This is a genomic window from Agrobacterium vaccinii (genome assembly GCF_021310995.1).
Taxonomy (GTDB): domain Bacteria; phylum Pseudomonadota; class Alphaproteobacteria; order Rhizobiales; family Rhizobiaceae; genus Agrobacterium; species Agrobacterium vaccinii.
Genome location: NZ_CP054150.1, coordinates 124,405 through 149,912, shown reverse-complemented (window position 1 = coordinate 149,912; position 25,508 = coordinate 124,405). Strand labels below are relative to the sequence as shown.

At 57.4% G+C, this 25,508-nt stretch carries 24 protein-coding genes and 1 tRNA gene; 19 read left to right on the top strand and 6 right to left on the bottom strand.

The features are described 5' to 3' along the window. A complete protein-coding gene (locus tag HRR99_RS00745; protein WP_233122407.1) occupies positions 1–594 on the bottom strand; it encodes a TetR/AcrR family transcriptional regulator in 594 nt (197 codons plus the stop codon). A gap of 202 nt (positions 595–796) precedes the next feature. On the opposite strand from HRR99_RS00745, the gene HRR99_RS00740 reads away from it, so the two are divergent. Then, positions 797–1,192 (top strand): RidA family protein, encoded by a 396-nt coding sequence (locus tag HRR99_RS00740; RefSeq protein WP_233122406.1) that lies wholly within the window; start codon positions 797–799, stop codon positions 1,190–1,192. 42 nt (positions 1,193–1,234) lie between these two features. On the opposite strand, the gene mbfA is transcribed toward HRR99_RS00740, so the two are convergent. Then, positions 1,235–2,218, bottom strand: coding sequence for an iron exporter MbfA (gene mbfA, locus HRR99_RS00735; protein ID WP_233122405.1), 984 nt, complete (start codon positions 2,216–2,218; stop codon positions 1,235–1,237). A gap of 318 nt (positions 2,219–2,536) precedes the next feature. Here mbfA and HRR99_RS00730 point away from each other — a divergent pair, with 318 nt between their 5' ends. Continuing rightward, entirely contained in the window at positions 2,537–3,640 is a 1,104-nt protein-coding gene (locus HRR99_RS00730) for a TRAP transporter substrate-binding protein (protein WP_111840026.1), read from the top strand. Between the two features lie 35 nt (positions 3,641–3,675). Here the strand turns inward: HRR99_RS00730 and HRR99_RS00725 are convergent, their stop codons facing one another. Beyond that, a complete protein-coding gene (locus HRR99_RS00725; protein ID WP_233122404.1) occupies positions 3,676–4,734 on the bottom strand; it encodes a helix-turn-helix domain-containing protein in 1,059 nt (352 codons plus the stop codon). A 141-nt stretch (positions 4,735–4,875) separates the two neighbouring features. Here HRR99_RS00725 and HRR99_RS00720 point away from each other — a divergent pair, with 141 nt between their 5' ends. The 3 genes from HRR99_RS00720 (at position 4,876) to HRR99_RS00710 (ending at position 9,953) form a co-directional block, all read left to right on the top strand. Next, the gene (locus HRR99_RS00720; protein ID WP_233122403.1) at positions 4,876–5,946 is read left to right on the top strand and encodes an alpha/beta hydrolase family protein; all 1,071 of its coding nucleotides are present in this window, start codon (positions 4,876–4,878) and stop codon (positions 5,944–5,946) included. Between the two features lie 182 nt (positions 5,947–6,128). After that, a complete protein-coding gene (locus HRR99_RS00715; protein WP_233122402.1) occupies positions 6,129–8,642 on the top strand; it encodes a methyl-accepting chemotaxis protein in 2,514 nt (837 codons plus the stop codon). A 231-nt stretch (positions 8,643–8,873) separates the two neighbouring features. Beyond that, positions 8,874–9,953: a glycoside hydrolase family 25 protein gene (locus HRR99_RS00710; protein ID WP_233122401.1), complete on the top strand. Its 1,080-nt coding sequence runs from the start codon at positions 8,874–8,876 to the stop codon at positions 9,951–9,953. On the opposite strand, the gene HRR99_RS00705 is transcribed toward HRR99_RS00710, so the two are convergent. After that, on the bottom strand, positions 9,950–10,834 hold the full coding sequence (locus tag HRR99_RS00705; protein WP_233122400.1) for a DMT family transporter: 885 nt from the start codon (positions 10,832–10,834) through the stop codon (positions 9,950–9,952). The genes HRR99_RS00710 and HRR99_RS00705 overlap by 4 nt on opposite strands. A gap of 83 nt (positions 10,835–10,917) precedes the next feature. Between HRR99_RS00705 and HRR99_RS00700 the strand changes: the two genes are divergently transcribed. Next, entirely contained in the window at positions 10,918–12,357 is a 1,440-nt protein-coding gene (locus HRR99_RS00700; protein ID WP_422387280.1) for an aminotransferase-like domain-containing protein, read from the top strand. A gap of 83 nt (positions 12,358–12,440) precedes the next feature. Beyond that, on the top strand, positions 12,441–12,758 hold the full coding sequence (locus HRR99_RS00695; protein WP_233122398.1) for a hypothetical protein: 318 nt from the start codon (positions 12,441–12,443) through the stop codon (positions 12,756–12,758). A 73-nt stretch (positions 12,759–12,831) separates the two neighbouring features. Here HRR99_RS00695 and lepA read toward each other — a convergent pair whose 3' ends face one another. Then, the gene (gene lepA / locus HRR99_RS00690; RefSeq protein WP_162694564.1) at positions 12,832–14,670 is read right to left on the bottom strand and encodes a translation elongation factor 4; all 1,839 of its coding nucleotides are present in this window, start codon (positions 14,668–14,670) and stop codon (positions 12,832–12,834) included. A gap of 197 nt (positions 14,671–14,867) precedes the next feature. Between lepA and HRR99_RS00685 the strand changes: the two genes are divergently transcribed. The 4 genes from HRR99_RS00685 (at position 14,868) to HRR99_RS00670 (ending at position 16,626) form a co-directional block, all read left to right on the top strand. Beyond that, complete coding sequence (locus tag HRR99_RS00685; protein ID WP_233122397.1) at positions 14,868–15,446, top strand: helix-turn-helix domain-containing protein; 579 nt, start codon at positions 14,868–14,870, stop codon at positions 15,444–15,446. Between the two features lie 17 nt (positions 15,447–15,463). Continuing rightward, the gene (locus HRR99_RS00680; protein WP_233122396.1) at positions 15,464–15,982 is read left to right on the top strand and encodes a GNAT family N-acetyltransferase; all 519 of its coding nucleotides are present in this window, start codon (positions 15,464–15,466) and stop codon (positions 15,980–15,982) included. Between the two features lie 78 nt (positions 15,983–16,060). Further along, a complete protein-coding gene (locus HRR99_RS00675) occupies positions 16,061–16,372 on the top strand; it encodes an Rdx family protein (RefSeq protein ID WP_233122395.1) in 312 nt (103 codons plus the stop codon). A 167-nt stretch (positions 16,373–16,539) separates the two neighbouring features. Then, positions 16,540–16,626 (top strand) — tRNA-Leu (locus HRR99_RS00670). A gap of 176 nt (positions 16,627–16,802) precedes the next feature. Here the strand turns inward: HRR99_RS00670 and HRR99_RS00665 are convergent. Next, positions 16,803–17,183 (bottom strand): pilus assembly protein N-terminal domain-containing protein, encoded by a 381-nt coding sequence (locus tag HRR99_RS00665; protein WP_112497953.1) that lies wholly within the window; start codon positions 17,181–17,183, stop codon positions 16,803–16,805. A 453-nt stretch (positions 17,184–17,636) separates the two neighbouring features. On the opposite strand from HRR99_RS00665, the gene HRR99_RS00660 reads away from it, so the two are divergent. The 8 genes from HRR99_RS00660 (at position 17,637) to HRR99_RS00625 (ending at position 25,504) form a co-directional block, all read left to right on the top strand. Then, a complete protein-coding gene (locus HRR99_RS00660; protein WP_233122393.1) occupies positions 17,637–17,825 on the top strand; it encodes a Flp family type IVb pilin in 189 nt (62 codons plus the stop codon). An 89-nt stretch (positions 17,826–17,914) separates the two neighbouring features. Then, positions 17,915–18,427, top strand: coding sequence for an A24 family peptidase (locus HRR99_RS00655; RefSeq protein WP_112497798.1), 513 nt, complete (start codon positions 17,915–17,917; stop codon positions 18,425–18,427). A gap of 127 nt (positions 18,428–18,554) precedes the next feature. After that, complete coding sequence (gene cpaB, locus HRR99_RS00650) at positions 18,555–19,364, top strand: Flp pilus assembly protein CpaB (protein WP_233122392.1); 810 nt, start codon at positions 18,555–18,557, stop codon at positions 19,362–19,364. Continuing rightward, positions 19,361–20,947, top strand: coding sequence for a type II and III secretion system protein family protein (locus HRR99_RS00645; RefSeq protein WP_112497800.1), 1,587 nt, complete (start codon positions 19,361–19,363; stop codon positions 20,945–20,947). The genes cpaB and HRR99_RS00645 overlap by 4 nt, the downstream gene beginning before the upstream one ends. Before the next feature lie 14 nt (positions 20,948–20,961). Continuing rightward, positions 20,962–21,642 (top strand): CpaD family pilus assembly protein, encoded by a 681-nt coding sequence (locus HRR99_RS00640; protein ID WP_233122391.1) that lies wholly within the window; start codon positions 20,962–20,964, stop codon positions 21,640–21,642. Positions 21,643–21,678: 36 nt separating this feature from the next. After that, positions 21,679–22,968 (top strand): CpaE/TadZ family protein, encoded by a 1,290-nt coding sequence (locus tag HRR99_RS00635; protein ID WP_233122390.1) that lies wholly within the window; start codon positions 21,679–21,681, stop codon positions 22,966–22,968. Positions 22,969–23,008: 40 nt separating this feature from the next. After that, complete coding sequence (locus tag HRR99_RS00630) at positions 23,009–24,475, top strand: TadA family conjugal transfer-associated ATPase (protein ID WP_112497803.1); 1,467 nt, start codon at positions 23,009–23,011, stop codon at positions 24,473–24,475. A 24-nt stretch (positions 24,476–24,499) separates the two neighbouring features. After that, entirely contained in the window at positions 24,500–25,504 is a 1,005-nt protein-coding gene (locus HRR99_RS00625; RefSeq protein ID WP_233122389.1) for a type II secretion system F family protein, read from the top strand. Positions 25,505–25,508 lie beyond the last annotated feature (4 nt).

The window sequence follows — 25,508 nt, the reverse complement described above, 5'->3', positions numbered from 1 at the left end:
TCATGGCTTCGCCAGCAAACCGGAGGCCATGGAGTGGAAGGCTTCGATGGCCTTTGGAAAGGCCGCGCGAGGATCGCCGGCTGCGGCAATCCAGAGAGCCGCATTCAACACGGCGCCATTCAGCAACCACGTTGCGGCCCTGGCATCCAGCGGCTTGAGCGCGCCATCATTAATCAGTTCCTGAACCGTTTTCTCAATTCGCTTGAGGCAAGCCGTCTGGTTGGGCCATTTGGCCGGATCGCCCAGCACTGCAGGTCCATCCAACAACATGATGCGCTGTATTTCAGGCTCCAAAGCCATTTCGATATAAGCCACACTTTCGGCAAGCAGACCGCGCCAAGGCGTCTCGGCTTCTTCCTGAACGACACGCATTCTCGCCAGCATTTCGGCATCGATCTGGTCGATAACGGCCTGTAGCAGGCCTTTTTTGTCACCAAAATTGTGATAGAGCGCACCGCGGGTCAGGCCTGCCTCCGCTGTGAGGTCATCCATGGACGACGCGGCATAACCCTTTGATGCAAAGGCCTTTCGTGCCGCCGCGATGAGTTTTGCGCGTGTCTCCTCGACCATTTGCGACCGCGTTTTCGGTGTCATATCTCATCCTCGAAATTAACATACGATGCGTATACATATTGACATACGCGTCGTATGCTGGCTATTTAAACATACGAGACGTATATCAAACTCTGTCTCGAACAGTAAAGTCATCGTAGGCCAGATCGCACGACCTCGCCCGACGCTTTTCACGTCGAGCCGAGGCACGGATACTGCTGCCTAGAACTCTGGAGTCACAAAAATGAGCAAACGCGACGCAATTTTCCCCGCGAACCGCCACGCGCTTTACGAAGCCCACGGTTATTCGGCAGCAGTTCGCTCCGGCGACCTGTTGTTCGTTTCCGGCCAAGTCGGCAGCCGCGAAGACGGCTCCGCCGAACCGGATTTTGCCAAACAGGTGCAGCTTGCTTTCGACAATCTGAAGGCTGTTCTGGCGGCAGCAGGCGCGACCTTCGATGACATAATCGATGTCACCACCTTCCACACTGACCCTGAAAATCAGCTAGAAACCATCATGGGTATAAAAGCGACTGTTTTTAGTGAAAAGCCCTACCCCACATGGACTGCGGTTGGCGTGAACTGGCTGGCGGGTTTCGACTTCGAAATCAAAGTCATCGCCCACATTCCGCAGGCGTGACTTATTAGGAGGGCTTCATTACGAACGAAGCCCTCCCTCACATCAGCCATTGCCGATGAGAATGCCTGCCGCCAACACCAGCGAACCGCCCAACACCACCTGAAAGACGGCGCGCAGAAACGGCGTTTCCATATAGCGGTTCTGGATGAAGGCGATCGCCCAGAGTTCCATGAAGACGATGACGGCGGCAACGGCGGTCGCCGTCCAGAAATGCGAGATGAGATAGGGCAGCGTATGCCCCAGACCGCCGATGGCCGTCATGATGCCGGATGCAAGACCGCGCTTCAAAGGCGATCCACGGCCGGAAAGCTTGCCGTCATCATGGGCGGCTTCGGTAAAGCCCATGGAGATACCAGCGCCAACGGAGGCGGACAGACCGATGAGGAAGGTCTGCCATGTGTCCTGCGTGGCGAAAGCGGCAGCAAAAATGGGGGCCAGCGTCGAGACCGAGCCATCCATCAGACCTGCCAAGCCTGGTTGAACATAGGTCAACAGGAATTGCCGTTTTGCAGTTTCCTCTTCGTCGGATTTTACGTCTTCGGGCAGATGCTTGCCGTTCAGCATACCGGCAATATCTTCATGCCCGCGTTCGGCTTCAGCCAAATCGCCCAGGAGCTTGCGTGTGGAGGCATCGGTCACGTGTTTTACGGCTTGGTCGTAAAAGCGGATGGCCTGACCTTCCATCAGTTCGGCCTGCTTACGCATGGTCTCAAGCGACAGGTTCTTGACCAACCAGTCGGGCTTACGCTCGTAAAAGCCGCTGACATGCTCGCGACGGATCAAGGGAATCATGTCACCAAATCTGTCCTGGTGCATGCCGATCAGCATGTTGCGATGGGCCTGTTCGACCTCGGCCATATCCTCGAAGACCTTGGCCGACTGGGGATATTGAGCCCGCAGATGCCCCGCATAGGAGCGGTAGATACGAGCGTCGTCCTCCTCGGAGGAAATAGCGAGGGCGAGAATTTCCTGTTCGCTCAAGGAGGCGAAAGGACGTTTGGAACGGGAGAACAGATTGCGAAACATGGGAGGCGTCCGATTTAGAATAATTCTAAATAATCCCGCCGAATAATTTGCGCAAGTCAATTTAGAATAATTCTAATTCTAGCCTTATGAATCGGAGCCGTTGGCTTTTCGGTCTCTCAACCAAAGGGCATTGGAGGTCCGCAGGAATGCTCATTCATCCGGTAGTTGAAGGCAACATATCGCCTCTACTGCGAGACAGAGACTGCCGACTCAATATCATCAAGATTGTCTTGAAGACTGCAACCGGACATGGTTAGTAGTTTATGGGAGGCGTACCATGCGGTTCGCCTTGAATCTTCATATTAGGGCTCAATCGACATGGATCGCAGATCATTCATCCGCAAGGCCGGTGCCGTTGGCGCAGGCGTCACAGCAACCGCTCTCGCCGCACCCGCCATTGCCCAGGAAAACCCCAAGATCACCTGGCGCATGACCTCCTCCTTCACCAAGGGTCTCGACATTCTGTTCGGCGCAGGCCAGATCGTGGCCGACCACGTGAAGGAAGCATCCGGCGGCAACTTCGTCATCCAGCATTTTGCCGGTGGCGAAATCGTGCCTGCTCTACAAGCTGCGGATGCGGTGACATCCGGCACGGTCGAGATGGCCCACACCTGCTCCTATTATTACGTCGGCAAAGACCCGACCTTTGCGCTGGGCACATCGGTCCCCTTCGGCCTCAACGCACGCCAGACCAATGCCTGGTTCAATCAGGCTGGCGGCAACGAGCTGCTGAACGAATTTCTGGCCAAGCACAACATCTACTCAATTCTGCTCGGCAACACCGGCGCGCAGATGGGCGGCTGGTTCCGCAAGGAAATCAACACCATCGATGACCTGAAGGGTCTAAAGATGCGCATCGCCGGTCTTACCGGTCAGGTCATGCAGAAGGTCGGTATCACACCGCAGCAGATCGCAGGCGGTGATGTGTATGCCGCGCTGGAAAAGGGCACCATCGACGCGACGGAATTCGTCGGCCCCTATGACGACCAGAAGCTCGGCTTCTACAAGGTCGCGAAATATTACTACTATCCCGCATGGTGGGAAGGTGGCCCGGCCTGCCACGCCTTCGTCAACCTTGAAAAGTTCAACGGCCTGCCGGAGAACTACAAGCGTATTCTGAAGGACGCTTGTGCTGCTGGCAGCGCTTCCATGCTGGAACGCTACGATGCCCGCAACCCCAAGGCATTGAAGGAACTCGTGGCCCAGGGCGCAATCCTTCGCCCGTTCAGCCAGGAAATTCTCGACGTGTGCCACAAGGCAGCGCTTGAGACTTACGCGGAGATTTCGGCCGTCAACGAGAACTTCAAGAAGATTTACGAAAGCCAACAGGCCTTCAAAAAAGACGCCTATCTCTGGGCGCAGATCGCCGAATACACCTATGATACCTACATGATGATCCAGCAGCGCAACGGTAATCTCTGATTACCAGTCTCGCTGAGACGCTTTGGGCCATCCGGTTATGCCGGGTGGCCATTTTTATGGCTGGAGACCAGCGTCCAGACTTCCCGGTCGCGCCATGCGACGGGGCTCATGCCGGTGATACGTCGAAACTCGCGATTAAAATTGGACTTTGTCTGAAAGCCGCTTTCCAGCATGATCGACGTCACCGACTGGTCCGTTTCCTCCAGCAGTCGGCATGCGTCCTTCACTCTCAGCTGGTTGATATATTGTGATACGTTTCCGCCCGTTGCGCGGTTGATGGCCTGTGAAATCTGACGGCTGGGCAGTACCATCTTGCGCGCCAGACGGGAGAGATTGAGGTTTTCGTCGCGATAGACCTTATGCCTGCTCATCATCTCCTCCAATCGACCCATGATCTCGTGGTCTTCGGGCGTCGCAGCGGCAGGATCAGCCGGTGCAGGTTCTACATCCCTGTGCTTTTCCGGCCTGCTATCTCCTGCCACCCATGACGTCAGCCCGATCAGAAGCAGTCCTAGCAGATTTCCATTGCTGATGATGGCGGCAGCGTTCTGGCCCTGCGCCCACTCAAAGTCGAGCAGAACGAGAACATCGAAAGCGGCGGAAAGGCACAGAGCGAAGGCGGCGATAAAAAGCGCCCGGTGAACCGAGGTCACACTGGCGAACTGCGCCTCCTCCAGCCCATCCGGACCGCGCTTGCCCAACAACACGATGGCAAACGCATACCCCACGAACAGCAAGATGAGAATGCCATCGATCGCGACGGGATAGGTCACGAGCAAGACGGCGACCACGATGGGCGGCGCGGCGATGCTCACAATGTTGGCGGCACTTTTCAAGCGCCAGCTGTGCATGAGGCTTCTGAAGCTGGCATAAGCCAGCGGTGGCAAAACCGATGCCATGACCGGCAAAGCGTATTTCAACTCCTCGATCTGGTAACCCCAGCGCAGGCCGACAATGGTCGATTGCACGGCGCTCAGCAAAATCATTGCAAGAAACGGACGGTTGGCGCGGCCTTCGCCATTGCTGCGGATGATCGAGAGCAGCATGAGAACCAACAGCAATGCGACGACGAAGGGCATGGGTACGAAAATCAAGGTGACAGCCTCGCGCTGAAAAGACGACGCTTTCTACATGGACCAGATCGCGTTTACGGACGACCTCAATCGTGTTTCAGGGCGTGAAAAAGTTGCCATGCGCAGACACCGGCCTCGTTGCTCCAACCATGAGGTTTTACGATGCGCTTTATACTCCCCACCGCTCTGCTGCTGACCGCTTTCACCCTCCAGTCCGCACTGGCTGATGATGTCGTCGGCACGCGTGACATCACGATACACTCCCCTGCCCGCAACAGGGATTTGTCCGTCACTCTCTGGTACCCTTCCAGCGGAGAGGGCGAAACAATTAGTGTCGGCGAAAACAGGATTTTTGACGGAGCGCAAGCGGTCAAGAATGTCGCGCTTTCGTCCGGCCCAAAGCCACTGATCCTGCTTTCGCACGGCTCGGGTTCCCGCGCGGTCGCCATGGCGTGGATTGCCACCGCACTTGCGCAGGCAGGCTACGTCGTTGCAGCACCTGACCATCCCGGCACCACCAGTGGCGATTCCACTCCCGAAGAAACGCCAAAAATATGGGAGCGCACGGATGACATCTCTACCATCATCACGTCGCTGACATCTGATCCCGAACTGTCGAAATCCGTCGATGCCAAGCGTATCGGCATTCTCGGCTTTTCCCTCGGCGGCAGCACGGCACTGGAGCTGGTGGGCGGTCGGGCCAATCTTGACGCCTATGTGCAATATTGCGTGGACTATGCGGCCTCCATGGATTGCCAGTGGTTTGCCGGTGGCAAAGGTTTCAAGAACGACGAGCCAATCTCAGTCCCGAAATTGGATTTGCGCGGCGTGGACAAGACGCGCTTCGAGCAATCGAACCAAGACGCCCGTATCCGCACGGCGGTGCTCGTCGATCCCGGTCTGGAGGTGGCCTTCACCAAGGACAGCCTTGCGGCAATCGACATTCCCTTGACCTTCATCAATCTGGGCAGTGTCGGTCAAATCCCGGTTTCGGTGATTTCGGACCAGCTTGCCAAGGATGTGGCAAAGGCAAGCTACGCGCAGGTTGATGACGCAGACCATTTCAGCTTTCTGCCCGTGTGCAAGCCAGGCGCTGCCGATTTCCTGAAATCGGTCGGCGAGATCGATCCGATCTGCGAACCTGCCGGTCCGCGCGACAGGGTCGACATTCATGAAGAACTGAAGAGGCTCATCGTCGATGCCTTCGGCAAGACGCTAAAAGCAGACCACTGAGGTCAGCCTGACACGTTTTTACCACCCGGACCGGCACTCCCGTGCCGGTCTACGTCCTTGCCAACCGCTTGAAATCGCCGCGCTCTTAACCGTTTTTTCAAACCTGAATTGCAGAAGTTAGAAACGGCGATTGCGCCAGAGAAAAGCGACATAAAAACTAAAAACGGGCCTTGGGGAAAATTATGGTAATCGATAATCTGCTCGCACGCTTCAAGATACAAACGAAAGTCATCGTTTTCATTGCTCCCTTCATTGCAAGCATTCTTGCAGTGGGGCTTTCCGGCCTATACGCATCAAATCTGCTGCAAAGCCGCATGGATGTTTCCAACACGATCCTGCAGTCGCTGACCGGGTTCAAGGAAGTCTATGGCGGCATGACATCGTTTCTCAACAATACTAACGATGACACACGCACCACATTGCACCGTCAGCTGTCCGAGCAGGCGAATTTTCTGCGCGCCACGGCAGACGCCGCCTCTCCCGAGATAAAAGATGCAATCGACCGCACAAAAATCATCGATGATCAGGTCAATGAATTGTGGTCCAGCCACCAGAAGGAACAGGCGCTCCGTGCCGGTATGAGCGCCGACCTGGCCGTTGTTTTGCGCGAGCTGAATGGACTTCTGTCCAACGCCACCAACACCCGCAACACGCTGCAAACGGACGAAGCAAGAGCCAAGCTTTTGTTGCGCGAGGCCGATAAACTCAACCGTGGCGCAAACGTCATCGCAACCGTGGTCACCGACTTCAACAAGGCCATGTTGCCGGAAGAAAAAATGGCAGTGGTCAAGGCGGCCATCGGCACCTTGGAAGCAACCGCAAAGGACCTCGTCGCAATCGCATCCGTCGACCAGAAAGTCCTGATCGAACAGATGGCGGAGTCCGTCTCGCAAATCCGCGCACAGCTCGACATCGGCATCGTCAACGACAGTACCGTTGGTGCCGTAGACCGCGTCGTGAACCTGATGCGCCCGGCCACCATTCGTCTCCAAGGCTTTGCCACTGTCAAATCGCGACAGGCTACAGAGGTCTTCGGCCAGCTCGACCAGCCCATCGAACAGGCGACGACATTTCTGGCAACGGCCCGGCAGATCGGCGATGATGCCAAGAACCTCGAACTGGAAATGGCAGGCTATGTTGCCGCCCAGACCAAGGCCGCACTGGAAAAATTCAGCGACGCCGCCTTCCGCCTGAATGTCTCGGCAGGCGCCATGACCAGCGATGCCGCAATGTCGGAATCGACGCGCAAGAGTGCAAAGGCCATCGACGACACCGCAACCAAGTTGGACCGCGCTGCAGCAGACCTTCTGGCAGTGTCTGAGCAACGCAAGGTGGCATTCGGCATGGCGGAAGAAGAAATTCGCCGCGTCTGGGTCAGCCTGACGGATTTTGCCGGAAAGCAGCGTCTGGCCGCTGATACGGAACGCAGCAAGGCAGATGGTATCTCGCTCTCTGCCATGGTCATTGGCGTCCTCGTTGCCATCTTTGCAGGCATCGGTCTGGTGATGACCTTCAAGGGGCCGATCCTAGGCATCGTCAGCGCGATGAAACGCCTGGCCAAGGGCGACACGAATATTCCGCTGAACGCTAAAAATCGCTACGATGAGATTGGCGACATGGCGCGTGCGCTGGAAGTTTTCAAGGAAAATGCCGAGGAGCGCGTCCGTCTCGAGGTCGCAACAGAAGAGCAGCGGGCAGCGGCGGAAGCGCAGCGGCAGTCGAACGACAGCGAGCGCAAGGAACTGGACCGCCAGATTCAGTTCGCCGTCACCGCACTTGCCGGTGGTTTGAAGCGACTGTCTTCAGGCGATATTTCCACGACCATCGATACGCCTTTCAACGACCGTCTTGAGCAGTTGCGTGTGGACTTCAACCAGTCAATGCTGCGCCTTCGCGAAACCATCGGCGGCATTCAGGAAAATGTCAGCGTCATCAGGGGCAATGCCCAGCAGATGTCGGAATCCGCCGTCGATCTCGCGCGTCGCACCGAACGTCAGGCCGCATCGCTGGAGGAAACCGCAGCGGCTGTGGATGAGGTCAACACCAACATGCGCAATGCCGTAGACAGGGCTCGCGAAGCCAATACCATTGTCGACAAGACACGCCGCAACACCGAGGAATCGCTTGTTATCGTGCGCAACGCCGTTACGGCCATGCAACGCATCGAGAACGCATCGCAGACCATCGGAAATATCACCGAAGTCATCGATTCCATCTCGTTCCAGACGAACCTTCTGGCGCTGAATGCAGGCGTTGAAGCAGCACGTGCGGGTGAAGCAGGCAAGGGCTTCGCGGTGGTTGCCCATGAGGTGCGTGAATTGGCGCAGCGCTCTGCCTCGGCTGCAAAGGAAATCCGGCAATTGATCGCCGTTTCCTCCACCGAGGTTGCCGCAGGCTCCAGCCTGGTCCACCAGACCGGCGATGCTCTGGCGCAGATCGGCTCGCAGATTTCCCACGTCAGCGACCACGTCGAAAAGATCACGCAGGCAACGCACGATCAGGCTGTCGCCCTGCAACAGATCAACAGCTCCGTGGGTGAGGTGGATCTTCTCACGCAGCAAAATGCGGCGATGGTGGAAGAAACGAGTGCGGCGAGCGAGCAGTTGAACGAAGAGACGGACCAGTTGCTGGGACTTCTCGAGCAGTTCAAACTCGATACCAACGCTGGCTATCGCGACACTCGTTTCGCAGCGTAATAAACACCACTTCCAAACAAAACGGCGCGCGGGCGGCTTCGTCCGCGCGTTTTGCTTTCTACGAGCATGCACAGTCCTCCTCGCGCAGGTGTGATCAGTGTTTTTAACCAGATGTCCGGTCGTAAAGATTGGATTCAGCCTTTTTTGATAATTTGTCGTTAGTCATATTTTTTCATGGTCTCAGGGTTGGCGCGTGTTGTGCTTATCCGCTTGTTTTGCGTACGGATTCTCATGCATCGATCGACAGTGCCAGCCTTAATACTCGCCTGCCTATCCCTCGCCGGCTGTACGTCCAGTTCCGGGCCGGAAGGCCTTATGGCGGGCATTCCTTCCAAGGAAACCACCAGTTCGGTGACGCCTTCGGCACCCGTGCCGCAAGCCAGTGTCGGCGCGCCGCTTCGTGCCGAACCCGCGCAAAAAGTGCTGGCCTGGGGTGGCCCGATGCCGTCCGGCTCTCCCGCCTTTGCCGCTGTCGACCAGCAGACCACGGCACCCCGCGCGGCACCGGAGATGGAGAGACCGATAGCTCCGCAGGCGGGTGTGGCCATGCCGAACGAAAGACCAGTGCAATTGGCGATGGCCGCAGCGCCGGCCATCAATGCCGGCCCTGCGGTCCGCTCCCGCATTTTCAAATCCAATTTCAGCGATGCCAAGCCCATCAATTTCGGCAGGGTCACGCCCCGTCATTTCCCGGTCCACGGCGTTGATGTGTCGCGCTGGCAGGGCAATATCGACTGGGAGAGACTGAGATCGCGCGGCGCCAACTTCGCCTTCATCAAGGCAACGGATGGCGGTGACCATCTTGACCCGATGTTCAGAACCAATTGGGACCGCGCCAAGGCGGCGGGTGTTCGCCGCGGTGCCTACCACTTCTTCTACTGGTGCCGTCCGGCAAGCCATCAGGCCGACTGGTTCATTCGCAACGTGCCGCGTGACCCGGAGGCGCTGCCACCCGTCATCGACGTGGAATATAACGGGGAATCCAGCTGCAAAATGCGCCTGCCACGCGCCAAGGTGCTGGAAAAGATGCAGGTCTTCATGGACATGCTGGAGCGCCATTATGGCCAGCGTCCAATCATCTATACGGCCCCTGATTTCTACAAGGACCACCTATCGGGTGAGTTCAAGAACTACCCATTCTGGCTTCGGGCCGTGGCGCAGCATCCGTCCAAGGTCTACCCGGACCGCAAGTGGCTGTTCTGGCAATATTCGGGTTCCGGCCTGTCGCATGGCGTAGAGGGCAAGATCGACCTCAACGTGTTCAGCGGCAACGAAGAAGCATGGCAACGCTGGACGCGCGGTCGCGGCTAATTCCGTGGCACCGCGACCTGCCTTGAAACGCGTCGGGCGCCTGCAACGCAGGCCACCACGCCCATCGTGACGACGAGCATTGCGGGGCTGACGGCTTCGCCCAGCAATGTCGCCGACAATATCAGCCCGAAGAACGGCTGCAGCAATTGCAACTGGCCCACGGCTGCAATGCCGCCGAGTGCCAGCCCGCGATACCAGAAGATGAAGCCGATCAGCATGCTGAATAGCGACACGTAGCAGAGCCCAACCCACGCACTGGTAGGAATACCACTCAAGGATGCGGGCATAAAGAAAAGCGCGAGCGGCAACATGAGCGGCAGCGACAGAACCAGCGCCCAGGAGATGACCTGCCAACCGCCCAGCCGCCGCGACAACGCGGCACCTTCTGCATAACCCAGCCCACAGACGACGATTGCGCTCAGCATCAAGAGGTCACCCGTCAACGATGCGGTGCCGTCCTGCATCAGGGCGAAGCCTGCGACCAGCGTGCTGCCGAGGCATGAGAAGACCCAGAAAATGGGACGCGGTCTCTCACCGCCCCGCATCACGGCGAAAATTGCTGTCGAGAGCGGCAGGAGGCCGATGAAAACGGTAGAGTGGGACGCGGTGATATGTTTCAGCGCAAGGGCCGTGAGAAACGGAAAGCCGATGACGACGCCCAACGCGACCACGGCGAGCGATCCCAAATCGGCGCCAGCCGGGCGCTTCTGTTTGAACACCACGAGCAGACCGCAAGCCAGAATGCCTGCGATGCTGGCGCGCGCAAGCGTGAGAAACGCCGGGTCAAAGCCTGCAACGGCCATCCGCGTGGCGGGCAGTGACGCGCTGAAAATCAGCACGCCTATCAATCCGCTCCACCATCCGCTCGACACCTGTTTCATACCATCACTCCAGTTCAGCCAGCTATGCTACTGCCGGGGGTAGCGCTGCCAGTGACAGTGCGATACGGTTTTGAAAAACCGTTATGGTGCGAAGAGCAGTACAGATGACCGATGCGACCTTGAAAACCGAAAGCACCGCACCCCGCATCGACACCGTCATGGCAGAAATCCGCCGCCGGATTGCCTCTCGCCATCTGACCTCCGGCAGCAAGCTTCCGTCCGTACGGGCCTTTGCCAAGGTCATGCAGGTTTCCACATCCACCGTGGTGGAGGCCTATGAACGTCTGGTCGCAGAGGGTGCCATCCGGTCCCGGCCCGGCTCCGGTTTTTATGTGGCCAACACGCTGGCACCCCTATCTCTTGCCGACATCGGACCAAAGCTGGACCGGGCCGTCGATCCTTTCTGGGTCTCACGTCTGGCGCTGGACGGGCGTGGCGATCTTTTGAAGCCCGGCTGCGGCTGGATGCCCGCGTCATGGATGCCGCAGGATGTTCTGCGACGCGCGATGCGCAATCTGGGCCGCAGCGACGCTCATCATCTGACGGATTACAGCACCCCGCTCGGGCTGGCCCCGCTCCGACAATTGCTCTCGCGTCGATTGGCGGATCAAGGCGTGCAGGCCGATGCTGAGCAGATCATTCTCGTGGATTCGGGAACGCAGGCCATCGATCACCTCTGTCGCTTCCTGCTAGAGCCGGGCGAAACCGTACTGGTAGACGATCCCTGCTACTTCAACTTCCACGCCCTGCTGCGTGCCCACCGCGTCAAGGTGGTTGGTGTGCCCTATACGCCGACGGGGCCGGATATCGCTCTTTTCGAGGAGGCTGTGACGACGCACCAGCCCCGGCTCTACATTACCAACTCTGCAATCCATAACCCAACGGGTGCGGTCCTCTCACCCTCCACCGCGCATCGTGTTCTGATGTTGGCGGAGCGCGCTGGCGTGACGATCATCGAAGACGACATATTTGCCGATTTCGAACACCACAAAGCGCCTCGCCTTGCGGCGTTCGATGGTCTGAGCCGGGTCGTGCAGATCGGCAGCTTCTCCAAAACGCTATCGGCTTCCGTGCGCTGCGGTTACATAGCGGCACCGAAGGACTGGATCGAACCGCTGACCAACATGAAAATCGCCACCGGCTTTTCAGGCAGTCAACTGTCTGAAGTTTTGGTGTATTCGGCGCTGAAGGACGTGCACTATCGTCGCCATATGGACGTCGTGAATATAAAGTTGACGCAGGCCCGGGAAGCAACAACTGCGCGGCTCGCAGCACTCGGCATCACACCATGGATCGAACCAAGCGCAGGCATTTTTCTGTGGTGCAAGCTGCCTGATGACGTAGATGCTGCCTCGGTCGCGCGCCACGCTCTGATGAAGAAGGTGGTGCTGGCGCCGGGCAATATCTTCAGTCAGGCCAAGACCGCATCAGGTTTTATGCGCTTTAATGTTTCGCAATGCGACGATCCAGCCGTGTTCGATGTGCTCGAAGTTTCCCTGTTTCAGCAGCGAGCCGGTGCATGACGTCTATTACGTGTTTCTTACATGTCTGGAACCAATCACGCAGATTTGCATTTTCTCCTCAGTAGCAAAGAGGAGAAAACACCATGACATTCGATCCAAACCTACCACGTGATCCAAATCTTCGCCCTGACCGTCCAGAGCTGCGCACGACACCGGAAGCCGCACGCAAGCCTGCCGGCTGGGCTCCATGGGTTGCCGTGATCGCGGTTCTGTTGGTTGGCGGTTTCATCTGGATGCAGATGAGCGCACCATCCACAACTGACCCGACCACAACGTCGTCGACAACTCCGCCAGCCGTGACCGATCAGGCACCAGCGCCAGCACCGATGACACCGAGTGCACCAACGAACGACGCAGCGCCTGCTACGCCAAACACCAATGGCACCCAGACGCAGCCATAACGGGCAGCATCATTTACTCATAAAAAACCGCCTGTCGCTAGACAGGCGGTTTTTCGTTTGGATGATGTCGTTCTCAGTCGTCGCTCATTTTCAGAGCTGCAATGAACGCTTCCTGCGGAATATCCACCTTGCCGAACTGGCGCATGCGCTTCTTGCCTTCCTTCTGCTTGTCCAGAAGTTTGCGCTTACGTGTCGCGTCGCCGCCGTAGCATTTCGCGGTCACGTCCTTGCGCATGGCAGAGATCGTCTCACGCGCAATGACGTTGCCACCAATGGCCGCCTGAATCGGGATTTTGAACATGTGGCGCGGGATCAAATCTTTCAGCTTCTCACACATGTCACGACCGCGCTTTTCAGCAGCAGTCCGGTGCACGAGCATAGAAAGAGCGTCAACCGGCTCGCCATTGACCATGATCGACATCTTCACGAGGTTGCCTTCACGATAACCATCGAGATGGTAATCGAATGAAGCATAGCCCTTGGAGATCGACTTCAAGCGGTCGTAGAAGTCGAAAACGACTTCGTTGAGCGGCAGTTCATAGGTGATCATGGCGCGCTTGCCGACATAGGTCAACTCGGTCTGAACACCGCGACGGTCCTGGCAAAGCTTCAGAATGCCACCAAGATAATCGTCCGGCGTCAAGATCGTCGCCTTGATCCACGGCTCGCGTATCTCGGAAATCTTCACGACATCAGGCATATCGGCCGGATTGTGAAGTTCGCGTTCCGAACCATCGGTCATCGTTAGCTGATAGACCACAGAAGGAGCCGTCGCGATCAGATCGAGATCGAATTCGCGCTCGAGACGCTCCTGAATGATTTCCAGATGCAACAGACCGAGGAAGCCGCAGCGGAAGCCGAAGCCAAGTGCAGCGGACGATTCCATTTCGAATGAGAACGACGCGTCGTTGAGACGCAGCTTGCCCATGGCAGCGCGCAAATCTTCGAAGTCAGCCGCATCCACTGGGAAGAGACCACAGAAGACGACAGGCTGAGCGGGCTTGAAGCCCGGCAGTGCGGTCGCGGTCGGACGCTTGTCTTCGGTAATGGTATCGCCGACGCGCGTATCTGCCACTTCCTTGATCGAGCCGGTGATGAAACCGATCTCGCCCGGACCAAGACTATCGACAGCGACCATCTTCGGGGTCAGAACGCCCACGCGCTCCACCTGATATTTTGCGTCAGTGCCCATCATGCGGATGGTCTGGCCCTTGGTCAGTACACCATCGAGAACGCGCACGAGAACCATGACGCCCAGATAGGTGTCGTACCAGCTGTCCACCAGCAGCGCCTTCAGCGGACCCTTTTCGCCGAGCTCGCTCTTTGGGGGCGGCAACTGGTGTACGATGGCTTCGAGAACGTCGGGAATACCAAGACCTGTCTTGGCTGAGATCAGAACAGCCTGACTGGCATCGATGCCGATGACCTCTTCGATCTGTTCCTTGATGCGGTCCGGTTCAGCAGCGGGCAGATCGATCTTGTTGAGGACGGTGACCAGTTCGTGGTCGTTATCGATAGCCTGATAGACGTTGGCCAGAGTCTGCGCTTCGACGCCCTGGGACGCATCGACCACCAGCAGCGAGCCTTCGCAGGCCGACAGCGAGCGGGACACTTCGTAGGCAAAGTCGACGTGGCCGGGCGTGTCGATGAGGTTCAACACATAGATTTCGCCGTTATTCGCTTTGTAATGCAGGCGTACGGTCTGTGCCTTGATGGTAATGCCGCGCTCGCGCTCGATATCCATGTTGTCGAGCACCTGCTCGGACATATCGCGTTCGGCAAGGCCGCCCGTCGATTGAATCAACCGGTCAGCCAATGTCGATTTGCCATGGTCGATATGGGCAACGATGGAGAAGTTGCGGATATGGTCAAGCGGGGTGCGGGTCGAATTTGTGCTCATGCCCCGCGCTATAGCAGGGGCCCTTGCGCTGGAAAAGCGGGAATTTGGTTAAAAGCCTTTTAAGTTGGGCTTTTTCAGTCAGTGATCGGGAGACTACGGTTGTGTGCGAGCAGCATCATGAATTTACATGACCGGATTTTACGCTCCAGACGACAAATTCCATTATCGTGGATATTGACTCTATCATTTAAGATTAATATTCTCCGATAATGGAAAACGAAATCGACACCTTCGAACACTCTATTGCCGCACGCATCAAGCACCTGCGAACGCAAGGCAATTTGACACTCGACCAGCTCGCCAGCGCCTCTGGCGTCAGCCGTGCCATGATCTCTCGGATAGAACGCGGCGAAGCCAGCCCAACCGCAGCTCTTCTGGCCCGGATTTGCGCAGCACTGGGGCTTTCGCTGTCAGGCTTTTTTGCCGAGAACGAAACGACCACCTCACCGCTGACGCGGAAACGCGATCAGCCGACCTGGCAGGATCCTGAAACCGGTTACACGCGCCGGGCCATCTCTCCGCCACGCGTCGAGTCAGACATCGATATCGTTGAGGTCGATTTTCCAGCCCACGCACGGGTCAGCTTCCCACCCCACCCGGCAAGCCGTGGCATGACGCAATATGTCTGGCTGCTGGAGGGAACCCTCGAAATGACCACAGGCTTCGAGATCCACCAAATGGAGCCCGGCGACTGCCTGTTCATGCCTGTGGGCGAAGGGCACATCTTTCACAATCCGTCCGACCACCCTGCCCGCTATGCCGTGGTGCTGGACCAGCGCAAGCGCTGACATCTCAGGAGTTTCGAATGACACGTATCCGCATGCTGAACGGCGAGGAGACCCTGGCCGCACTACCAGACCTTTGCGAAGTCCTGTCCGATTGCGTCAATGACGGCGCCTCCGTTGGCTATATGCTGCCTTTCGTGCCTGCAGATGCGATAGCATTCTGGCAGAGTGTGGCTAGGTCGGTGGAAAGTGGCGACACACTTCATGTGGTGGCAGAGGTGGATGGCAAGATCGTCGGCACCGTGCAGGTGGGGCTCGCCTCCAAACCCAATCAGCCTCATCGCGGTGACCTGATGAAACTCCTGGTGCATCGCTCCTCGCGCGGGCTTGGCCTGTCACGCCTGCTGATGGAACGGGTGGAAGCCGAAGCTGTGGCCCGTGGCCGGACGCTTCTGGTGCTGGACACGGCGTCGGGCAGCACGGCGGAAGCGATATATCCTCGCTACGGTTGGCAGCGCGTCGGAGTCATCCCCAATTATGCGATGCACCCCGATGGTCGCTACTGCGACGCGACATGGTTCTACAAAGAAATCGGCTAGATTTCCTGCACATAGGCGCTTGCAAAGATTTGCTTCACCGCAGAACATGGCCTCGTTCCGAAACCAATGAGGGGCCATATGACAGACACAGCGGCCAAGCCACGCATTTCCATTATCTATTGCACCCAGTGCAACTGGCTCCTGCGCTCTTCATGGATGGCGCAGGAACTACTGCACACATTTTCCGACAGTCTCGCAGAAGTCTCGTTGGTGCCCGCAACCGGCGGACGCTTCGAAATCCTTCTGGACGGAAACGTTATTTGGGAGCGCAAGCGCGATGGCGGCTTCCCCGGACCAAAGGAACTCAAGCAGCGCGTCCGTGACGTCATAGACCCCGGTCGCGACCTCGGCCATCTCGACCGCTCTAAGAACGAAGGGTTGGATAGCTGATTCCCTTTTGGTGGTGTTCGCGGAGGCCCTTCACGATCCTTTGGAACTCTCCAACGAGGCCTTAACACCGCCTCCTCAAGTTTTTTCACTGAAAAATCAATGATCGTCACAAAACTTCAAAATCCCTGTTGACACCGAGAGGCTCCCCCCGTACATCGCTCCTCGTCGCCCAGATGGCGGAATTGGTAGACGCGCCAGCTTCAGGTGCTGGTACTCGAAAGGGTGTGGAGGTTCGAGTCCTCTTCTGGGCACCATTCCATTTTTGATCTTAGCCAGATCAATGACTTATCGAAAAATCTGTAAAGATGTATCGCCCTCGGGGCGCGGTAAATCTGTGCCTGAAATTCGCCTATGATGTGCGGATTTTGTCATGCGACAGAAATATTCGTCGCTGAATGCGCGGCGTGCCTCGACCCCAAAAATTGAAATCTTACTGGCCGCTCGCCGCTGCGCCTTCGTTCGGGGAATGCTCTTCGCAGTTCGGCGTGCAGGAGAGGACGGTACGGGCCGTCTGGCGGAAAACGCGGACTGTGTTGCCTTCATCGATGGAAACGAGCACGCGTTCATCCACAATCGCATTGCCATCGGCGTCCAGCAGAACAAGGTTCGTGGTGCCGAAGCTTCGGCCTGTCAGGACGATGGTGGTGGCATCTGCGACCGTTGCATCGGCTACCTTGGAGTTTCCGATGATGACCTTGCTGACCGGTCTATCCAATTTCAGTACGCGGGCGTGGTTCATCGAAACACGCAGCAACTCATCCTCAGCCGAAACCGCCATTGTGGACGTCGCAAGCAGCGCCGCCAGGGTCATAGCAAGTCTAGCCATTGAAACGGACAGCATGAGTTCGGACAGCCTTGGTTGGTGCGGCGTTGTGATGATCAAAAGCACCATGCGCGGGATTGGTGAATGAAGCGTTAAACGAGAATCCCATTATGAAATGGTTGATACGCCTTCGCTGAAAAACGTCGCTCCATTATGCTACATGCCTCAAAACAAAACAGCGGATATGTCCTATTAAAGTGCATTCCGCTGGCGTCATTTGTCGCTACAGCCCCTAAGAATAGGCATGTTCTGCAACACATAAAAATTGAATTTCTACTTTGAATTATTGTTTACTATGCTCGATTTCACTGCCCGTTAATCTTTTTTTAATCAGCTTTTTTAAGTGGTTGGAAATCCAAATTCGCTAGTTTGAGGTCAACCGAACAACGGAAAACAGTTGTCGGCGTGCTCAACGATAAGACAGAGTTTAGGAGAACCCGCATGACACAGATTTTCGCTCGCTTCATGAAAGACGAGTCCGGCGCGACCGCCATCGAATACGGCCTGATTGCCGCCCTGATTTCCGTTGCGATCATTACTGGCGCAACGACTATCGGTACACGTCTTGGCGCAATCTTCGGTACAATCGCCACCAGAATGACGACGGCAGCACCTGCTGCCAACAACTAAGGTTTGGCTCGGGTTCGATAGTATTTGCGCCGCCTGAACAAGGCGGCGTATCGCATTGGTATGTTGGCGAGTAGGATAAGGTGCATCACATGGTTATCGCTGCGATATTCCTGATCGTTCCGCTTTGTCTTGCATTCGCGGCGCTCAATGACCTGTTCACAATGACGATTCCGAACCGCATTTCGGCGATCCTCATCGCTTCATTCCTCGTGGTCGCACCGCTTTCGGGCATGGACATGCAGACGTTCGGCATGAGCCTCGTTGCAGGTCTCGCCGTATTTTTCGTGAGCTTCATTCTTTTTGCAACGAACACGATGGGCGGCGGGGATGCGAAGTTGCTGACGGCATCTGCGGTCTGGTTCGGCTTCGACATGCCGCTTGCGCTTTATATGCTGGCAGTCGCCATCCTTGGCGGTGTGCTGACGATGGGCATCCTGTTCATCAGGTCCTATCGACAGGAAATCATGGTGACGGGCCTTCCGGTTCCAGATTCGCTGCTGGTGGCTAAAAAGGTTCCCTACGGAATAGCGATCGCGGTAGCGGGTCTGCTGACCTACCCCGAAGCGCCAATCGTTCAGCTCGCGATGCAGCGCCTGATGTAAAGCAACAGCCCTGAAACGGGCCTGTTTATTTTCCATTAACCACACGCCGAGACGTTTTATTAACTATAATTACACCAATGGCGGGCCATGGTCGGAACAGAGATTCTGACTCTTTCAAGGCCCGAACATGAAACCGTCGCGTGTCGTCATTCTTTCCGTAGCTGTGGTCGCCGCCGGTCTTGCCGGTTTGCTGGCCATGCAGCTTGGCGCTCCCCAACAGGTCGTGGAGCAGGCCGAAGCCATCATTCAGAAAGAACCGACCGTCAATGTCCTGGTTTCCTCGGTCAATTTGCCGGTTGGAAGCCGCCTGAGCGCAGACTCGGTGCGCTGGGCAGCATGGCCACAGGGCAGCATCAATGAGAGCTTCGTTACCGAAGCAAAGCGCCCGGAGGCCATTGCCGAACTGACCGGTTCTATCGTGCGCCTGCCGCTGTTCGAAGGCGAACCCTTGCGGCCCGAAAAGGTCGTCGATTCCAGCTCCCGTATCATGTCCGCGTTGCTGCCTGCGGGCAAGCGTGCCGTCTCGACAGAGATTTCGGTCGCCACCGGCGCCGGTGGCTTTGTGCTTCCTAACGACCGGGTCGACGTGATCATGGTTCGCAAAGGAGACAATGGCGGCTTTTTGACAGAAAACGTTCTCAACAATGTCCGCGTTCTCGCCATTGATCAGCAGATCAAGGAAGGCGAAGACGGCACGAGCGCTGTTGTCGGCGCAACAGCCACGCTGGAACTGTCACCGGAACAGGCAAAGATCATGACTGTCGCACAGCAGATGGCGGATCGTCTGACGCTGTCGCTACGCTCCGTTGCCGATGCACAGGATAGTGACACCACATCTGCCGAATACCTTCTGAACCGTGGTGCGGGACAGCCAGCCATTCAGGTCATCAAATCCGGCTCAATCGTCAAGGAAGGACAAGGGGGATCGGCACAATGACCTATCGAGCACGCAACAGCCTGAAGACCCTTATGCGCTCCTCCGTCACTGGCGGGCTGGCTTTCTGTATCGCATTCTCCGGTTTTCCCGGCATGAATGCGCCTTTTGGCCTTTCGACCAACGAAGCCCTCGCCCAGAGCGCCAGCATCGTACGCATCAATGAAAGCGGTCAGGGCGTGCGAAAGCGCCTTAAGCTGGGGCTCAACAAGGCGCTGGTCATCGATCTGCCGCAAGACGCTCACGATATTCTCGTGGCAGACCCCTCCATGGCGGATGCCGTAACGCGCAGTTCGCGACGCATCTATCTTTTCGGCAAGTCGGTTGGCCAGACGAATATCTTCATTTTCGGTGATCAGGGCCAGGAGATCGTCAGTCTCGATCTTGAAGTCGAGCGTGACATTTCCGGTCTTCAGGCCAACCTTCGCCGCTTCATTCCTGAATCGGACATACGCGTCGAAATCGTCTCCGATAACATCGTGCTCTCAGGCAGCGTTCGCACCCCGCAGGATTCTGCCCGCGCCGTCCAGCTCGCTTCCGCCTTCCTGAAGGGTGGTGAGGCGACCACGCGCAATATTACCGAGACAAGCCAGAGCAATGGTGACGGCGCGGTTGCGATCTTCGCGGAAGACCGCCAGCAATCCTCCATCGTCAATATGTTGACGATCGAAGGTGAAGATCAGGTGACGCTGAAGGTCACGGTTGCAGAAGTCAGCCGTCAGGTTTTGAAGCAGCTTGGTTTCAATGGCTCCATAAGCGGTACAGGCTCAAACTCCAGTCAAATTGCGTTTTCCAATCCCGCAAACCTGGGCAATGCGATTGGCCTGGCGGGTACTGGTAACGTGGCGGGCACAGTCGGAAAACTGGCCCTTGGCAGCTATTTCAATGCGATGGAGCAGGCGGGTGTCATGCGCACCTTGGCCGAGCCGAGCCTCACTGCGATTTCAGGCGAACAGGCGAAGTTCTATGTAGGTGGCGAGTTCCGGTTGCCCGCTGAACAGGAAGTTGCATTCGATGAAACGACGGGAAGACCGACTGTCACTCGAACGACGGACAAGGTCGATTACGGGATCGAGCTGAATTTTCGTCCTGTCGTTCTGTCTCCCGGTCGTATCAGCCTGAAGATCGAGACCAACGTCTCCGAACCGACATATGAGGGCAGTGCCGTGACGGGCAATGGCAGCAGCGTTCGCGTTCCGGGTAGCACCTACCTGTCAATACGAAAGCGCGAGGCCTCCACAAGCGTCGAGCTTCCATCTGGCGGCTCGATCGTCATTGCTGGTTTGGTGCAGGACAATGTGCGTCAGGCGATGTCCGGTCTGCCCGGCGCGTCCAAGGTTCCGATTCTCGGCACCCTATTCCGCAGCAAGGACTTCATTCGCAACGAAACAGAGCTCGTCATCATCGCCACGCCTTATCTGGTGCGACCGGTATCGCGCAACGAGATCGCCCGGCCCGACGACAACTTCAACCCGGAAAACGATGCCGCCATGTACTTCATGAACCGGGTCAACAAGGTTTACGGCAACAGGCAGCAGGCTCACACACAGCCCTATCAGGGCTCGGTAGGGTTTATCTACAAATGACAAAGATGCACCAGATGAAACCTCTCGCGCAACGCCACACGATCCGCCGCGTCAGCCTCGTTGCCGCGCTACTGACGACGGCAATGCTGGCGCAGGGCTGCGCACGCGACCCGATGTCGACAGGCGCCATTCCAGATGACTACCGCACCCGCCATCCGATCACGCTTTCGGAAGCGCAGCACTCCTTGGATATCCCGGTTTCTGCTGGCGACAACCGTTTAACGGTCGGCATGGCCGACAGCATCAAGGGCTTTGCGCAGAGCTATTCCTCCACCTCATCGGGCGTCGTGCAGATGCAGATTCCCATGGGCTCGGCAAACTCCGCTGCGGCTTCGATCCTGAAACGGCAAATTCGGTCCGTGCTGGCCTCTTCCGGCATTCCGGCAACCAAGATCGTGGAGACGCCCTATGGTGCCGCACCCTCGGGGGATGCTGCTCCCATCCGGTTGAGCTACGTGGCCATCACGGCGATGACCGGGCAGTGCGGGCAATGGCCGGAAGACCTTTCGGATAACACCTATTCCAACAAGAACTGGTACAATTTCGGCTGTGCATCACAAAACAATCTGGCAGCGCAGGTGGCAAACCCGATGGACCTTGTCGGTCCGCGCGGTATGAGCCCGATCGATGCAGAGCGTCGTTCTGTGGTGATTGGCAACTATCGCGCAGGCAAGACAACGGCAACGACAGAGTGACGTGAAGCCAGAGCGGATGCGGCAACAGGAAACACAATGAACCCGGTAAACTACGATATTCAGCACGCAAACCCGGACGAACCCTACGCCGAAGAGCCCCTGCGCACGGGCGATCTGGAGGGTCTGCGACCTCTGCCCCGCATTTCCATCCATGCATTCTGCGAAAGCGAGGGCATGCAGCGCCTGATGGAGCGCCTTTCGGGCGACCGCCGCATGAACAAGGTCAGCCTGCGCGTCACCAATGGCGAGATCGAAGCGGCAGCGACGATGTTTTCGTCAAGCCCGACGCCCAACCTAATCGTTCTGGAAACGGCGCGCGAGCCTTCGACGCTGCTGAACGACCTGGCACCGCTGGCAGAAGTTTGCGACCCGACGACCCGCGTGATCATCATCGGCCGCCATAACGACATCACGCTCTACCGCGATCTCATCCGCAATGGCATTTCGGAATATCTCGTTGCGCCGGTGAAAATGCCGGATCTGCTGGCGTCGATCTCGGCGATCTTCGTTGACCCGGAGGCCGAACCGTTGGGTCGTAACATCGCGTTCATCGGCGCGAAGGGCGGCGTCGGCTCGTCGACCATCGCGCACAATTGCGCCTTCGGCATCTCGCAGCTGTTTTCCACGGAAACCATTCTCGCCGATCTGGACCTGCCGTTCGGAACCGCCAATATCGACTTCGATCAGGACCCTGCTCAGGGCATCGCCGAGGCGGTTTACGCGCCCGAGCGTCTGGACGAAATGTTTCTCGACCGTCTGCTGACCAAATGCTCCGAGCATCTTTCGCTGCTTGCCGCGCCGTCGCTTCTCGACCGATCCTATGATTTCGAGCGGCTGGCCTTCCAGCCTCTGCTTGAGCTTTTACAGCGCAGTGCGCCGGTTGCGGTTCTCGATGTTCCGCACATCTGGTCTGACTGGACGCAAACCGTTTTGGCCGAAGCCGACGAGGTGGTGATCACGGCAGTGCCGGACCTCGCTAATCTGCGCAACACCAAGAACCTTCTGGATGCGCTGACAAAGCTTCGACCCAACGACAAGGTTCCGCATCTGGTGCTCAATCAGGTTGGCATGGTGAAGCGGCCCGAGATTGCACCTGCCGACTTTTTCGAACCGCTGGAGATCGAGCCGATCGCCATCATTCCATTCGATGTTCAACTGTTCGGCAACGCTGCCAATAGCGGGCGGATGATCAGCGAAATCGATGCAAAGTCGCCGATTGCCGAGACGTTCTCTCAGATTTCCCACATCGTCACGGGCCGTTCTTCGGCGCGAAAGGCGAAGCGGGCGGGGCTTGGCAAATTCATGGACCTTATAAAACGCAAGTGATGCGCGGCATGGCCGTGCAAAGACAGACCGGAAGACATCTATGTTCGGAAAACGTGGCAACGAAGGCTTCTCACGAAGCACAAACAGTGGACCGGCGGCATCCTCCCCTGCCCCGTCGCCCGTTGTCGCGGCTCCGCGTGCTGAGCCGGTGGAGACACTGGTCCTACCCTCGCCAGCAGCCCCGTCTCATTCTCCGCCCCCACAGGTGCGCAAGCGCACGCGGACCGACGAATATTACCAGACAAAGGCGCAGGTCTTCTCGGCGCTGATCGACACCATCGATCTGTCGCAACTGGCGAAACTCGACACTGAAAGTGCGCGCGAAGAAATCCGCGATATCGTCAACGATATCATCACCATCAAGAATTTCGCGATGTCGATTTCCGAGCAGGAAGAACTGCTGGAAGACATCTGCAACGATGTTCTGGGTTACGGTCCGCTGGAGCCGCTTCTGGCGCGTGACGACATCGCCGACATCATGGTTAACGGTTCCGGCCAGACCTTCATCGAAGTGGGCGGTAAAACCATCGAATCCGACATACGGTTTCGCGACAATGCTCAGCTCCTGTCGATCTGCCAGCGTATCGTCAGCCAGGTCGGTCGCCGCGTCGATGAATCGAGCCCGATCTGCGACGCTCGCCTGCCGGACGGTTCGCGCGTCAACGTCATCGCCCCGCCGCTCGCCATCGATGGCCCGGCACTGACGATCCGGAAGTTCAAGAAAGACAAACTCACGCTCGACCAGTTGGTGCGCTTTGGAGCCATCACACCGGAGGGTGCCGTTCTTCTTCAGGTCATCGGGCGTGTTCGCTGCAATGTCGTCATCTCCGGCGGCACCGGCTCAGGCAAGACGACGCTTCTCAATTGCCTGACGAGCTATATCGACAAGACCGAACGTGTCATCACCTGCGAAGACACTGCCGAACTTCAGTTGCAGCAGCCCCACGTGGTAAGGCTTGAAACCCGTCCGCCCAACATTGAGGGCGAAGGTGAAATCACCATGCGTGATCTCGTCAAGAACTGCCTGCGTATGCGCCCTGAGCGCATCATCGTCGGTGAAGTGCGTGGGCCCGAAGTCTTCGACCTGTTACAGGCGATGAACACGGGCCATGACGGCTCCATGGGAACGATCCACGCCAACACCCCGCGCGAATGCCTAAGCCGTATGGAATCGATGATCGCCATGGGTGGCTTCAGTCTTCCGGCAAAGACCGTCCGCGAAATCATCTCCTCCTCCGTCGATGTCATCATTCAGGCTGCGCGTCTGCGCGACGGTTCGCGCCGCATCACGCAGGTCACCGAGGTGCTGGGCATGGAAGGCGACGTGATCATCACTCAGGATCTGATGCGCTACGAGATGGATGGCGAAGATGCGAGCGGACGTCTGATCGGCCGCCATGTTTCGACCGGCATCAGCAAACCGCATTTCTGGGATCGGGCACGCTATTTCAACGAGGAAAAGCGCCTGGCCGCCGCCCTCGATGAAATGGAAAGCCAGTCTCAATAAGCAGGATCAGAACGGAACTGTAGAATGAATATGACGGTGGTGTTGCTCGTGATCCTGGTCGCCATATCGGCAGGAGCGATGGCCTATGTCTTCCTTTTCCCGCAGATCGAAGTTGAAAAGAAAACCGCAAGCCGCGTGAGCCGGGTCAAGGCCGCAGAAACCGACCATACCAAGATCAAGGCCGCACGTGACCGTGTTCAGGAACTGAGCAAGCGTCGCAAATCCGTGCAGGACACCCTCAAGGATCTTGAAAAGAAGCAGAACGAGAAAACCAAGGATCGGCGGGACACGAGTGTGCGCGGCAGGCTGGTTCAGGCCGGACTGTCGATTTCGGTGCGCAAATTCTATGTCCTGGGATGTGGTCTTGGGATCGCCGTCTTCCTCGTCGCCCTGCTTTACGGTGCGCCCATCTATCTAGCACTCGGTGGCGGCTTTGTCGGCGCGCTTGGCCTTCCTCGCTGGATCCTCGGTTTTCTGGTCAAGCGCCGACAGAACAGGTTTCTGGAAGAGTTTCCGAATGCACTCGATGTGATGTACCGCTCCATCAAATCCGGCCTGCCGCTCAACGATTCCGTACGGCTGATCGCTTCGGACGGGCAGGAGCCGGTCAAAACCGAGTTCCAGCGCGTGGTGGAAGCGCAGCAGGTGGGCATGACCATTCCCGAAGGCATCAACCGCATGATGCTGACAATGCCACTGCCCGAGGTCAACTTCTTCGGCACCGTCATCACCATTCAGGCACAGGCGGGTGGCAATCTCTCCGAAGCGCTGGCCAACCTGTCCAAAGTGCTGCGTGAACGACGCAAGATGAGGGCCAAGGTCTCCGCGCTCTCGATGGAGGCCAAGGCATCCGCCGTCATCATCGGCGCCCTTCCCTTTATCGTGGCGCTGCTCGTCTATCTGACATCGCCGGATTACATCATGGTGCTGTTCACCGATCCGCGCGGTCATCTCATTCTCGGCGCGTCGGCGATCTGGATGTCCATCGGCATCATCGTCATGCGCCAGATGATCAACTTCGATATTTGAGGCG